This is a genomic window from Micromonospora sp. NPDC005203 (assembly GCF_042872705.1).
Taxonomy (GTDB): Bacteria; Actinomycetota; Actinomycetes; order Mycobacteriales; family Micromonosporaceae; genus Micromonospora.
The window spans coordinates 255261-268920 of the sequence record NZ_JBIAKV010000003.1 but is presented as its reverse complement, the minus strand read 5'-3'; the positions used below and the strand labels follow the sequence as shown (position 1 = coordinate 268920).

Genomic DNA, 13660 nt, shown 5'->3' with positions numbered 1-13660 from the left:
AGGTCCTGTCGCATCGATCCGTCTCCGTGAAGGTGGCGAGCGGGGCGTGCCGCTAATGTGACGCGCAGGCATCCGCAGCGTTTCCGAAGTAAAACGCTCACAACAGAGCAAGTCAATGCTTCTCTTCGACCGATGTGAACACACCTGATCAAAAGGATGCACGTTGCGGCGTCGACATGGCGTCACCGCGGGCACTCGACTGCGCTAAGTGCTCTGATACGATCAAAATCGTTCAGACTCGCTCTATCAGTCCGAGGGGCCATGACCGTCGCAGAGCGCTTCGCGGGCCCTCTGGCTGCGGCCTGGCCGGGCAACCGCACGGACCTGCTGGCACGGGCACTCGCGCCACCGGACGGATCGTTGCCGGTGCCGCCGGCGCGCGAGCGTGCCGTGTGGGCGCACCCGCACGCCCCCACGATGCGACAGCTGCGCACCCGGGCCGAGGACGACCTCGCCACCCCCTGGCCACTCCCACTGGCCCACCAGTACGCCCGGTACTTCCGCGACGGCGAACGCGACACGTACGAGCAGGTGGTCTTCGCCCGGCAGCGGCGCCTGACCCGGGCCGCCATGCTCGCCGCGGTCACCCTCGACCCGACCTGGCTGGACGAGGTGGTCGACGGCGTGACCCTGCTGTGCGAGCAGAGCAGCTGGTGCTGGCCGGCGCATGACGACACCCGCACCGTGCACGGCGCGGTGCTGCCGACCGTGACCGATCCCTATGTCGACCTCGGGGCGGGAGAGGTCGCCGCCCAACTGGCCTGGGTCGACCACCTGCTCGGCGAGCCGCTCGACGCGCACGCCCCCGGCCTGCGGGCCCGGATCCGACACGAGGTCGACAGGCGCGTGCTCACACCGTTCGCCCAGCGCCGCGACTGGCACTGGCTCGGCCTCGACGGCGACGTGCACAACTGGAGCCCGTGGATCCACGGCAACGTGCTCGTCGCCGTACTGCGCCTGGTGGACGACCCACCCCGGCGCGCCGGGCTTGTCGACCTGGTGGTCGAAGGGCTCGACCGGTACGTGGCGTCGCTGCCCGGCGACGGGGCCATCGACGAGGGCTACGGCTACTGGTGGAACGGCGCGTGTCGGGCCCACGAGGCACTCGACCTGCTCGCCCACGCCACCGGTGGCACGTTCGACGGCGTGCCGGCCGACGCCCTGCGGCACACCGTCGCCTTCCCGCACCGGATGCACCTGGGCGGCGGCTGGTACCTCAACCACGCCGACGGGTCGGCCCGGCCCTCCGGGGGTCAGCCCTGGCACGCCCTACACCGGGCCGCCCGCCGGGTCGGGGACACCGACGCGTTGGCGTACGCCGCGGCGCACCGCCGTCCCGACGCGCCCGTTGCGGACGAGGAACACGGCCTGGGCCGGCTGCTGCTGGCGTTGACCGACCCGGCGTGGACCTCCGCCGCCCCGGCGTCCCCACCGCTGCCGCGCGACGTGTGGCTGCCCTCCGTCCAGGTGCTGCTCGCCCGCGCGGCGGCCGGCAGTCCCGGCGGGTTGACGCTGGCGGTCAAGGGCGGGCACAACGGCGAACACCACAACCACAACGACGTGGGCAGCATCGTGGTGGCCCTCAACGGGGTGCCGGTGGTCGTCGACGCCGGGCGTCCCACCTACACGGCGCACACCTTCGGACCCGGTCGGTACGACATCTGGACCATGCGCAGTGACTGGCACAACGTCCCGCACATTCGCGGCACCGCACAGGCGCCCGGCCACACTTTCGCCGCCCGGCACGTCACCGCCACCACCGAGGGCGTCGACGCCGAGTTGCGGCTGGACGTCGCCGGGGCGTACCCGCGCGCGGATGTCCGGCACTGGTGGCGCAGCTCGCGGCTGGAGCGCCACAGTGGACGCGTCGTCATCGTCGACGCCTGGGAGCTCGACCCCTGGGCACCCGACCGGGACCAGACAGCCCCGCCGACCCACGTCCACCTGCTCGTCGCCGGCCAGGTACGGCTCGGCGACGGCCGCGCCGAGGTCACCGCCCTGGACGGCGCCGGCCGGCTCGGGCTCAGCTGGCAGCCGGCATCGGCGCCCTGCGCCGCGACGATCCGGCAGATCGCGGATCCCCTGCACCTCGACGTTTGGGGAGAACAGCTGACCCGGCTCGCGATCGACGTCACCGCGTTCGGCCCAGCCGGCGAGCTCGTCGTCGTCATGCAAGAGCTCTCGCCGCACGAAGCGCTCCTCGGAGGTCCCCCATGACCAAGGACAGTCCCGTCGTCAGCACGGCGGAGTCCTCCCGCGGGCCGCTTCAGGTCGTCCGCCGCCAGCAACTGTTGGCAGCCCTGCAACGCGACGGCTCGATGCGCGTCTCCGACCTGTCCCAGGTGCTGGGCGCCGCACCGGTCACCATCCGGCGCGACATCGCGGAGCTGGCCGCCGAGGGGTTGGTCCGCCGCGTCCACGGCGGGGTCGCCCTGATCCTGCCGGACGACGCCCCGGCGGCAGACGAGGCGTCGGTCGCCGGTCTGACCCCACTGGGCGGGCGCGCCCTCGGGATGCTCGTGCCCTCGTTGGACTACTACTGGCCGGACGTGGCCCGCGGGGTCGAGGGCGCCGCCCGGGAGCTCGACATGCGTGTGGTTCTGCGCGGCTCCTCCTACGACACCGAGGACGACCAGCCGCAACTGGCCCGCCTGGTGGAGCGGATGGGCGTCGACGCGCTCATCGTCGCGCCGAGCATGGACGCGCCGAGCGCCGAGCACACCATCGAGTGGCTCGACCAGGTCGGCGTCCCGGTCGTCCTGTTGGAACGCACCGCCACGGTGGGCAGCCACCACGCGGTCATGGAGTCGGTGGTCACCGACCACGCGCTCGGTGCGGCCATGGCGGTACGCCACCTCACCTCGCTCGGACACCGCAAGGTCGGCCTGGTGCTCGACGCCAACAGCCCCACCAGCCAACACGTACGGCGCGGCTGGATCGACGCCACGATCGAGTACGGCCTCGACCCGGACGCGACGGTGGTGGCCACGGTGCCCGACGCCCGGTCACCGGAGCGGGACAGCGCGCTCAAGGACGTCCTCGACAGGTGCCGGGCGACCGGGACGACGGCGCTGCTGGTGCACGCCGACGCCGAGGCCATCGCACTGGTGCAGCACTGCGAGGAGCGGCACCTTTCCGTTCCCGGCGACCTCTCCATCGTGGCGTACGACGACGAGGTCGCCGGGCTCTTCAGCCCACCGCTGACCGCGGTCCGACCACCGCGACGCTCGATCGGGCGGGCCGCCGTGCGTCTCGTCGCCGACCGGCTCGTCGACCCCGACCTCCCCACCCACCGGATCGTCATCAGCCCGTCACTGCGGATCCGGGGATCGACCGCGGCGCCACCCGCGTAGGTTCTCTTCCGTCCTCGGCCACCGGCGGCGGACATGGCACGATGGCCGTGTCCTGCGCCGCCGGTGGCCGGGCACGACACTGATGGAGTCGGGATGTCAGAGCTGGCCGGCGCGCCGGTGCCGGGGTTGGCGAAACTGTGGACGCACGACCCGGTCACCGCCGGCCCGTACCGGCTGGTCGGCCGGCTGGGCGCGGGTGGGCAGGGGGTCGTCTATCTCGGTGAGGACGACGCCGGTGACCGGGTCGCGGTCAAGATGGTGAACGTCGATCTGAGTGATCCACGGGCACGGTCGCAGTTCGTGAAGGAGATCGCCGCCGCACGCCGGGTCGCTCCGTTCTGCACCGCGCAGGTCCTCTTCGCCGAGGTGGACGGCGAACGGCCCTACGTGGTCAGCGAGTTCATCGAGGGCCTGACCCTGCACCGGCACGTCCGCGAACGCGGTCCGGTGACCGGTAACGCCCTGCACCGGCTCGCGGTCGGCACCGTTACCGCGCTCGCCGCGATCCACAGTGCCGGCGTGGTGCACTGCGATCTGAAGCCGGACAACGTGGTGCTGGGCGAGGACGGTCCCCGGGTGATCGACTTCGGCATCGCCCGCGCGTTGGGCGTCACCGAGACGGCGACCAGCCGGGTCATGGGGACCACCGCGTACATGGCACCCGAGCGGTTCCGCAACGATGCGGTCGGTCCGCCCTGCGACGTCTTCGCCTGGGCCGCCACGATCGCCTTCGCCGCCGGTGGGCGGCCGCCGTTCGGCAACGACTCACTCTTCGCCGTGATGCACCGGGTGCTCAACGACCCGCCCGACCTGCCGGCGCTGCCTCCCGTCCTGGACGAGCTGATCCGGGAGTGCCTGGCCAAGGACCCGGCGGACCGGCCGGCCGCGGAGCGCGTGCTGGTGCGGCTGCTCCGCCAGGATGGCCGGGTCACCGATCCGCTGCGTCGGGACCACCTGCTCGAGGTCGGTAACAGGACCGCGGGCGCGCCCACACCGAACCACCCGCTGCCACCGGTCACACCCACGGCACCGCAGCCGCGCCCGACGCGACCGCAGATACCGACCCAGGCCCAGCCGACCCAGCCGGCGCACGTGTCGGTGCCGACCCGTTCGGCGCCCGTGCCGGTGACCCAGCCGGCGTACCCGCCGGCGACGGAGTCCGTCGTCGGCGCTGGTGATGGCGGCGCGATGCGGCGGCTACGGACGGAGGCCCCGGACGCCTGGGGCATCTCCACCGCGCTCTTCCTCGGCTCGGTCGGCGCCGCCGCCGGTTACGTCGCGTCGAGCGCGGTCGGTCCGGCCGCCGCGGTCGGGGCGGTCGCCTTCGTCGTGGTCTACCTGGTCCGGCTGCTGGTCGCGACGGCGATCGGGGGGCGACCCGACCGGGGGTGAGACGCGCGCTGGGGTCGGGGTCGCCGGCTGGCGTCGCATCGATAGGTTGACTGCCACCGCCCCGCCCGCCGAGGAGGACGTCCCGATGCCCCCAACCGCCACGCGTACGCGGCAGTGGTTGCCGTACACCGCTGCCGTCACCGCCGGCCTGGTGGTCATTGCCGGGGCGTTCGTGGTCGTCCGGCAGCGCGAAGCCGACTGCACCACCACCCTCGAAGTCAACTCCTCCACGGAGAAGTCGGCCCTGCTCGTCGACCTGGCCGAGCGCTACAACCGCGACGACCGGCCGATCGATGGTGGTGGCTGCGCCCAGGTGCACGTCAGCGCGTTGAACTCGGGCCAGGCCACCGAGGCGCTGGCCACCGGCTGGACCGATACCGGCCTGCCGCAACCACAGGTGTGGCTGCCGACGTCGAGTCTGTGGACCGGCCAGCTCCGGCTGCTCGACCAGGCCGCCGGACGGGAGCCACAGACCCCGGCCCAGTACCCGTCGATCGCCAACAGTCCACTGGTGATCGCGATGCCGCAGCCCAAGGCCGAGCTGGTGCGTCAGCGCGGGGCGCTGGGCTGGGGGGAGATCCTGGGCCTGTCCGGGCGGGACGGGTGGGCGAGCTTCGGCAAGCCGGAGTGGGGCCGCTTCACCTTCGGCAAGGACAACCCGAACCTGTCCACCTCCGGGCTGGCGGCAACCATCGCCACGTACTACGCGGCGGCGCAACTGTCCAGCGACCTGAAGCGGTCCGACCTGGCCAACCCCACGGTCACCCAGTTCGTCAGGCGGATCGAGGCCAACGTGGCGCACTACAGCGACGACTCGGTGGACCTGCTGCGCAGTCTTGCCGAGGCGGACCTGGCCGGTGGCGCGGGCCGCCCGGACGACATGAGCGCCATCGTCCTACAGGAGGAACTGGTCAACCTCTACAACACGGGTGCGCTGAGCCCCCGGCAGGACGGGCAGGAGCGGGGTCGCCGGCCGAACGTCCCGCTGGTCGCCGTCCATCCCAAGGAGGGCACGTTCAACCTGGACCACCCGTTCGTGGTGCTGCGCTCTGCCGATCGGCGGCAGCAGGCGGCGGCCGCCGACTTCCAGAAGTTCCTGACCGAGGACGACCAGCAGCAGAGCTTCACCCGCCTCGGCTTCCGCGATCACCAGGGCCGCGCCTCGGCGGAGCTGCTCGCCAGCGTCGGCCCCGAGCCCACCGCCGGACTCACCTACTTCACGCCCCCGGATCCGCAGGTGGTCGACGCGATGCTGGACGGTTGGCACACGCTGCGCAAGAAGGCCAACATCCTGATCGCCCTGGACACCTCGGGGTCGATGGATGTGCAGGTCGGCACCGCAGGTAGCCGTTTCCAGGTTGCCTCCGCGGCGGCGGGCAAGGGTCTCGCGTTGCTCAACACCGAGGACCGGGTGGGGCTCTGGTCGTTCTCCTCCGAGACACCCCCGAAGCGCCCCTACCGGGAGGAGGTCCCGCTCGGCGACTTCGACCAGAAGCGGATCAACAGCAAGATCGCCGGCCTTCAGGTCGCCGGCGGCACCGCCCTCTACGCGACGATCCGGGCCGCACACCGGGAACTGCGCGACAGGTACGACCCGCAGCGGATCAACGCGATCGTCGTGCTGACCGACGGCAAGAACGAGTACAACCAGGACAACGACCTGGACCGGTTGCTCGCCGAGGTGGCCCTGGACCCGGATCGTCCGGTGAAGGTGTTCTGCATCGCCTTTGACCGCGATTCGGACTTCGCCACCCTGGACCGGATCGCCAAGGCATCGGCGGGTAAGGCCTTCGACGCCACCGATCCCGCCACCATCGACGAGGCGTTCGTGAAGCTGGTCAGCAGCTTCTGACGTACTTCCCGGCCGGCTACGGTCCGGGGAGACTCGTCGCGGCCCTCACCGGCCCCCGGGAAACCTGCCCGCGTTGACCAGACCGGCGGGGCCGGGCGTTCGGCGTCCCCCCGCGGCCAGCAACGGCTCACCCAGCAGGAGAGCGACTGTGGCGAGGGTCAGCAGTGCCCCGACGAGGAACGCGCCGCGGACCCCGAACGCCGACAGCACGGCGCCGCCGACGAGTGCGCCGGCTGCGACGCCGACGTTGAAGGCGGCCGAGTTCGCGGCGAAGCCGATCTCCGTGCGGCCCGGACTCACGTGCAGGATGCGTGCCTGGGTGGCCGTGAAGATGGGTGCGGCGGAACAACCGAGCAGCGCGAGGCCGGTGATCACCATGCCCTGATTACCAGCGGACTGAAAGAGCAGCAGCATTGCCGCCGCCTGCGCGGAGACCGCGAGCATCAGCGACGCGCGCGGTTGTCGGTCCAGCAGGTGGCCGAGCGCCACGACGCCGAGGATTCCGGCGCCGCCGTAGACGAACAAGAGTGGGCCTACCATGTTTTCCGGGAAGCCGGCAACCTCGGTGATGAACCCACCGATGTAGGTGAAGCCGGTGTACAGACCGGTCGTCGCCACCGCCGTGGTGAGCAGCACGACCACGAAGTGCCGGCGGTCCGGGGCCGAGCCGAACGCGGCGTGGCTCTCCTCCGGGCGGGTGGTGGGCAGCAGCACGGCGATGAGGGCGGCGACGACGAGCGCGCTGATGCTGAGAACGATGAACGGCAGCTGCCATCGGCTGTGGTGAGCCAACCAGGTGCCGGCGGGAACGCCGAGCAGATTCGCGAGCGAGCCACACACGGACGTCACGGCGAGGACCCGGCCGCGTATCGCGGGTGCGAACAGCCCCACCGCCACCGAACCCATGACGGCCCAGAACACGGCCTGTGCAACGGCCACGACAATGCGAGCGCCCAGCAGGACGCCGTACGAGTCGGTGAGTACGGACCCGACGGTCGCCACGGCCAGTACGACAAGCACGCCGGAGAGCACGAAACGGCGGGGCAGATGCCGGGTGAGTTGCGCCATCGGCAATGACACGACGGCGACGGCGACGCCGTACCCGGTAACCAGGAAGCCGGCTGCCGGGAGGGACACGCCGAGGTCAGCCGACATCATATTGAGCAGGCCGATCGGCAGGTTCTCCGTGGTGTTGAAGATGAAGGCGGAGAGGGCGATGGCCAGCAGGACGCACACGTGGCGTCCGACAGCAAACGACATTCGTCGGTTGTTCCCTTCGAGTCGGCAGGCGTCCGCAAGAGTGTGCCGAATCGTCAGACTGAACGCCACCGGCTCGTCGCATTTCTATTCCGCCTCAGGGATTCCCCTGAGGCGACGACCCTACTTTCGGAACGGTGAAATCGTCCGCAGTGTCGACGCGGCATTCGCAAGCCGTGGATAAGTTGAAGCCGCGCAAGGCCGGCCGGGGCGGCCGGGCGGAACGCACATCGATGTGACCTCGACCGGACGGCGGTAGTCGACTGATGATTCGGGCCACCTTGAAGAGCCTGCTGAGCCGCAAGCTACGGCTGGCGATGTCCGCGCTGGCGGTCGTCCTCGGGGTCGCCTTCGTCTCCGGAGCGTTGGTCCTCACCGACACGCTGGGCCGCTCCTTCGACTCGATGTTCTCCTCGGTGTACTCGGACACCGACGTGGGCGTGACCGGCACGGCGAACGTCGACGTCGCCGAGGTCGATGGCGGTGGAGCGCCGCCGAGCGTGCCGGCGTCCCTCATCGACAGAGTCGCCGCGGTACCCGGCGTGGCGCAGGTGACCGGCGTCGTGTCGGTCGACGGCGTGCGGGTGGTCGGCGGCGATGGAAAGGTCATCCCGTCGGTCGGCGCGCCCCGGGTCGGAGAGAACTGGACTGGGGAAAGCTCGCTGGTCAGGTTGCGGGAGGGCCGAGGTCCTATCGCGCAGGACGAGATTGCCGTCAACGCCTCGCTCGCCAAGGCCGGCGGGTTCGCGGTCGGCGACTCGATCGACGTGTTGACTCTGGTGCCACGGCGCGCCTTCACGCTGGTCGGCATCTTCGGCTACAGCGGCGGGCGGGACACCCTGGGCGGCACCATGTCCGTCGCCTTCACCGAGCCGGTTGCGCAGCGCCTGATGCTCGGCGGTATCGACGTGTTCAGCAGACTCAACGTTCGTGCCGCCGAAGGAGTCGAGCCGATCGAGCTCCGTAATCGGGTGCGCGAGGCGCTCGGTGGCGGCTACCAGGTCAATACCGGTGCGGACCTGGCCGACGAGGCCGCTGCCGGCTTCAGGGACGGGCTGGCGTTCTTCGGCCAGATTCTGCTCGGCTTCGCCGCGGTCGCGTTGTTCGTCGGCATCTTCCTGGTCCTCAACACTTTCTCGATCATCGCTGCCCAACGCACCCGGGAGATGGCCCTGCTGCGCTCGATCGGCGCCAGCCGCCGGCAGGTGATGCTCTCGGTGCTGGGGGAGGCGACGGCCATCGGCCTGGTCGGCGCGGTGCTCGGTCTGGCTGCCGGGGTCGGTGTCGGTGCCGGGCTGGCGTTCCTGGTCAGCCGCTACAGCGGCAACCTGACCCTGGCCGGGCTGAGCGTGCCGCCGTCGGCGGTCGTCGCAGCCTTCGGGATGAGCATCGTGGTGACCGTGATCGCTGCGGTCGTTCCGGCGACTCGCGCTTCCCGCGTCCCGCCGATCGCCGCGATGGTGGACGCCGCCGGGCCGGACCGGCCGCTGACCCGCCTCGCGACGATCGGCGCCACGATTAGCGGTGTCGGCGCGGTGCTCCTGGTCCTCGGCCTCACCGACGTGGTGCCCGGCGCGACTGTCGCCGTGCTCTTCGGGGTGCTCGCCTCGTTCGTCGGGGTTTCGCTGCTTACTCCCGTGCTCAGCCGTCCTGCGGTGGCGCTGCTCGGAACCGCCTTCGCCGGCAGCATGCCGGGCAGGCTGGGCCAGCTCAACGCTGGCCGGAATCCGCGCCGCACCGCGATCACGTCGGCAGCGCTGATGGTGGGCATCGCCCTGGTCACCGCCGTCAGCGTGGTCCTCGGCTCGGCTTCGGAAAGTATCCGTGGGCTGGCCTCCGGGTCACTGCGTGCCGACCTCGTGGTGCGCGGCGAGCAGACCGGGCTCCAGCCGCCGGGCGTGCGTGCCGAGGTGTTCGACCAGGTGGCGGCGCTGCCCGGAGTGCGGGCGGCGGCAGCGGTCTACCGCGACCAGGCCCTTGTCAACGGCGACCAGCGGTACGTGACGGTCATCAATGACCTGGCGGCGCTGACCGAGGTCTTCGCGCTGCGTCCGGTTGAGGGCGATCCACGTACGCTCGGCCCTGGGGACATTGTCGTCGATCAGGACCACGCCACTGACCTGGGGCTGTCGCTGGGCAGCCCGGTGGCCGTCCAGTTCGCCAAGGGGCAGCAGCGGACGTACACGGTCACTGCCATCTACCCGGAATCCGATCTCCCTGGTGGGATGGCCCTGCCGGAGGACGCCGCGCAGTACCTCCGCGCGCCGACGATCTCGCTCGGGTACGTGCAACTCGCCGACGGCGTGCCGGTGGATCATGTCACGCCGCAAATCGAGGCGTTGCTCGCCGAGGATCCGGAGGTCTCGGTGGTCGACCTCTCCAGCTTCGCCGACCAGCAGACCGCGTCGCTCGACCAGATCCGGCTGATGATCCAGATGCTGCTGGGCCTTGCTATCTTCATCGCGATCCTGGGTGTGGTGAACACCCAGGCGCTGTCGGTCATCGAGCGGGTGAGGGAGATCGGCCTGCTTCGGGCGGTCGGGCTGAACCGGACGCAGACCGCAAAAATGATCATGGTGGAAGCGGTGATCATCTCGCTCTTCGGCGCGCTGCTCGGTGTTGTCGTCGGAGGCGCCCTGGGGGCAGCCGCCGTGCAGGTCCTCGAGGAGGAGGGCATTAGTGAACTCGTCGTGCCATGGGGGCAGATGGCTGTCTACTTCGTGGGAACCGGCGTGATCGGTGTGTTCGCAGCGGTCCTCCCCGCGCTGCGCGCAGCCCGGATCAACGTCCTGGACGCCATCGCCACGCCATAGCCTGCTGCCCGTTCCCAGCGATCGACTCAGGCGCTTCGAGGAAGCCGGGGCCTCGTTGGGGACCCCTGCGCCCCGAACACGTCGAGGACGGGCGTCGACGTGGTGCTCGGCAAGTTGGACGACGGCGAGACCGGGCCGTAGACCTCCATCGTGATCGGAAAGTCCGCGGTCGCGGGGAGTCGTGGCAGCGCCGGTTGTGCCCATGGGCACCGGCCGGACCGGGGCCGTCGCGCGAACTGCGGAGCGGGTGACAACGGGCGGTAGGGTGAGTTACCGATCAATACGAACGGTGGTGCCGGTGAGTCTGATCCAGGCGGGTGTCACCGCGACGACGACGATGCTGGCGGTCCTGATCGGTGGGTGGCTCACCGTACGGGCACAGGATCGGCTGTGGCGGCGCGACCAGGATCGACAGTGGCGTGACATTCGGCTGCACGCGTACACCGACTTCGTCGGCGCGGTCCGGGAGTACGTGGCTTTCGTCCTCAACCCGGCCGCCCGCATCACCGCGGTGCCGCGCCCGCGTGATCCAGGTGATCTCATGCCGTTCTTCGACGACGAGGGCAGCCGCTACCGGGAGCGACTGGAGAGCACCAAGACCGCGCTGCGGTTGGTGGCCGGCGACGTCGAGGTGGTGAGCGGTTCGTCGGAGCTGGTGCGCCAGGCCCGGCTCTTGGCGGCCACACGAGCGGGCAGCGGCGCCGAGGCGTTGCCCGCGGATCGGTTCGACGCCCTGTGGGAGGCCGAGCGCCGATTCGTCGAGGTGGCCCGGGCCGAACTCGGCCTGCCCTCCGCGTTCGCGCGCTGACTGACCAGTGCCCGCCGCGCCCGGCGGTGACCTGGGTACGGCCACCGCCGGTCCGGCCCGGCGTCAGAGCCGGGAGGTGAAGGTGGCCAGGAAGCGGTGTGGGGTGACCACGCCGGCGTTGTCGAAGCAGATCACGTCGACGTCGGCGTTCGTGGCGTACGGCCAGGGTTGGGTGAGGTGGCAGTAGTTACTGCCGGCGCCCTGCGCCACCACCTGGGCATGCGTCTCCTTGAGACCCACCTGCGGGAAGGTCGCCAGGTAGCGGCCGGCGGGCACCAGCGGCGCCACCGTGTTCGCGCCGACACCGAGCACCGAGTTGTCGTTCGTCGGACCGCCGACGGCGGTACCGAGGTAACCGAAGTACGACGGTGGGGCGAGGGAGCCGATCACGGGCCGACGACGGTGGTAGGAGAGGACGAAGTCGGTGTTGACGAACGCGCCGGCCTGGTCGTAGCAGAAGACGTACACCTGTACGCCGGTGCCGACCGCGCTCCAGGAGTAGACCTTGCACCGGCGGGGACCGGCGTTCGGCTGCACGGCGGTGACCTGCACGTCGCCGGCGAGCACCCCGGCCAGCCCCACCCCGGGCAGCCGCACCAGGTACTGCCCGACGCCCAGCGGCCCGACCGTGTTCACCACGCCCGTGGAGTTGTAGGACTGCGCCACCAGGGCGCTGCTCCACTGCACGTACGCGTGGGAGGTGCCGGCCGGCAGCACGCCCGAGCTGGTCGTCCAGAGCACGGTGAACGGGGTGTCGTCGCGTGTGCCGCCCGGCTTGTGGCACTGCACGTCGACGATCTCGTCGACGCCGGACTGGAACCAGCGGACCACCTCGCAGTAGTGCCCGGTCCGGTTCACCGGAGTCACGTGCGGCACGCCCCGCGCGCCGGCGCCCACCTGCGGGAAACGCACCTGGAACCGGCCCGGCGCGAGCTTGATGCCGGTGGCCCAGGCGGCCGGGAACGCGGTCTTCCAACTACCCCACTGCCGGCTGGTGTCCAGCACGGTCCAGACCGCGACGGTGGGGTCCTTGACGTACGCGAAGCCCCAGCGGTCGGCGGTGGCCGCCGCGGCCGGTGCCGCCGGCACGAGTGCGCCGGCGGCCAGGACGGCGGCCAGGGCCGCGGTGACGAACGATCGGAGACGCATCTGTTCCTCCAATTCGACGGGAGCATGTCGGGGAGGAGTGTGCGCGTGGTGATCCCATGGTCACAGTCGGCTAGCGAGTGCGGCGGTGTCGGTTGTCCGCTACTGGTGGGCGGTGTCAGGTCACCTGGCCGGCGTCCGTCTCGACGAGCGTGCAGATCGCGACTCTGGTCTCGACGCCGTCGTCGTGCAGCAGGTGACGGGTGCGGGAGAGGTCGGGGAAGGCGCCGTCGAGGGGATGCGTCAGCAGGCGGGAGAGCGCGGTCGCGTACTTGGCAGTCGTGGTCCTGCCCGGAATGAAGATCGACAGTTCGTCCCGGGCGTCGAAGGCCTGTACCTCGACGACGCGGGACAGGGCCGCGAACGCTCCCGCGTCCGCCGTGACGGGCACCTTCACCAACCACCACGGCCCCTCGCCGCTGCTGCTCTGCCGCTTCTGTTCCGGGGTTTCGATGGCCGGGGTCCGCCACGGCACCCCCGCCACGACAGCGCCGCACGACTCCACGGTCCTGACCACCTCCTGCACGGTGGCGACGGCCTCGGACTCGTCCCACTCAGACCGGTCGTGCCCGGCCGGCCGTCCAGCAACCAGCGTCGACACCACTGTCATCTCGGGTGCGTGGCGCAGGTGCACCTCCGGCCACGAGGAGAGAAACTCCCGCGCGTCACGGATCGCCTCGTCCTGGGTCTGTCGCTGGCGCTGCACGTCGCCGCTGTGCGCCTCCAGCAGGGCAGCCGCCGTGTCCGGCTCGTCGAGCGCCCGGCGGACAAGCTTGACACTCATCCCGGTGCCACGCAGCACAGTGATCAGCATGGCGCGTTCGACCTGGTCGAACGTGTACGAGCGGTAGCCGGTCTGCTCGCTCACCTCGGCCGGGACCAGCAGACCCGCGGAGTGGTAGAACCGCAACGCCTGCGGCGACAGATGGCACATCTCGCTGAAATCGCTGATGGACAACATGGCTCCATGCTGGCCCCTGCGGTAACCACAAGGTCAAGCGCCGACGTCGCGCCGCGTTGGCGGGGGATTTCCCCCGAG

General features: G+C 70.7%; 9 protein-coding genes. 6 read left to right on the top strand and 3 right to left on the bottom strand.

The window, feature by feature from the left end:
• Nucleotides 1-261: 261 nt before the first annotated feature.
• The 4 genes from ACFYPM_RS11050 to ACFYPM_RS11035 all read left to right on the top strand — a co-directional run bounded on the left by ACFYPM_RS11050 (nucleotide 262) and on the right by ACFYPM_RS11035 (nucleotide 6597).
• Nucleotides 262-2217: a heparinase II/III family protein gene (locus tag ACFYPM_RS11050; RefSeq protein ID WP_387194062.1), complete on the top strand. Its 1956-nt coding sequence runs from the start codon at nucleotides 262-264 to the stop codon at nucleotides 2215-2217.
• Nucleotides 2214-3353 carry a substrate-binding domain-containing protein gene (locus tag ACFYPM_RS11045; protein ID WP_387194060.1) on the top strand — a complete coding sequence of 380 codons (1140 nt, stop codon included), beginning with the start codon at nucleotides 2214-2216 and terminating at the stop codon, nucleotides 3351-3353. The genes ACFYPM_RS11050 and ACFYPM_RS11045 overlap by 4 nt, the downstream gene beginning before the upstream one ends.
• 93 nt (nucleotides 3354-3446) lie before the next feature.
• Nucleotides 3447-4745: a protein kinase gene (locus ACFYPM_RS11040; RefSeq protein ID WP_387194058.1), complete on the top strand. Its 1299-nt coding sequence runs from the start codon at nucleotides 3447-3449 to the stop codon at nucleotides 4743-4745.
• Nucleotides 4746-4791: 46 nt separating this feature from the next.
• Complete coding sequence (locus tag ACFYPM_RS11035; RefSeq protein ID WP_387194055.1) at nucleotides 4792-6597, top strand: substrate-binding domain-containing protein; 1806 nt, start codon at nucleotides 4792-4794, stop codon at nucleotides 6595-6597.
• Nucleotides 6598-6642: 45 nt separating this feature from the next.
• On the opposite strand, the gene ACFYPM_RS11030 is transcribed toward ACFYPM_RS11035, so the two are convergent.
• Nucleotides 6643-7857: an MFS transporter gene (locus tag ACFYPM_RS11030; RefSeq protein ID WP_387194053.1), complete on the bottom strand. Its 1215-nt coding sequence runs from the start codon at nucleotides 7855-7857 to the stop codon at nucleotides 6643-6645.
• 263 nt (nucleotides 7858-8120) lie between these two features.
• Between ACFYPM_RS11030 and ACFYPM_RS11025 the strand changes: the two genes are divergently transcribed.
• Both ACFYPM_RS11025 and ACFYPM_RS11020 read left to right on the top strand, forming a co-directional pair.
• A complete protein-coding gene (locus tag ACFYPM_RS11025) occupies nucleotides 8121-10667 on the top strand; it encodes an ABC transporter permease (RefSeq protein ID WP_387194050.1) in 2547 nt (848 codons plus the stop codon).
• Between the two features lie 298 nt (nucleotides 10668-10965).
• Entirely contained in the window at nucleotides 10966-11475 is a 510-nt protein-coding gene (locus ACFYPM_RS11020) for a hypothetical protein (protein WP_387194047.1), read from the top strand.
• 63 nt (nucleotides 11476-11538) lie between these two features.
• Here ACFYPM_RS11020 and ACFYPM_RS11015 read toward each other — a convergent pair whose 3' ends face one another.
• Together ACFYPM_RS11015 and ACFYPM_RS11010 are read right to left on the bottom strand one after the other, a co-directional pair.
• Complete coding sequence (locus tag ACFYPM_RS11015) at nucleotides 11539-12624, bottom strand: hypothetical protein (RefSeq protein ID WP_387194044.1); 1086 nt, start codon at nucleotides 12622-12624, stop codon at nucleotides 11539-11541.
• A gap of 115 nt (nucleotides 12625-12739) precedes the next feature.
• The gene (locus ACFYPM_RS11010; RefSeq protein ID WP_387194042.1) at nucleotides 12740-13582 is read right to left on the bottom strand and encodes a MerR family transcriptional regulator; all 843 of its coding nucleotides are present in this window, start codon (nucleotides 13580-13582) and stop codon (nucleotides 12740-12742) included.
• Between the last annotated feature and the right edge of the window lie 78 nt (nucleotides 13583-13660).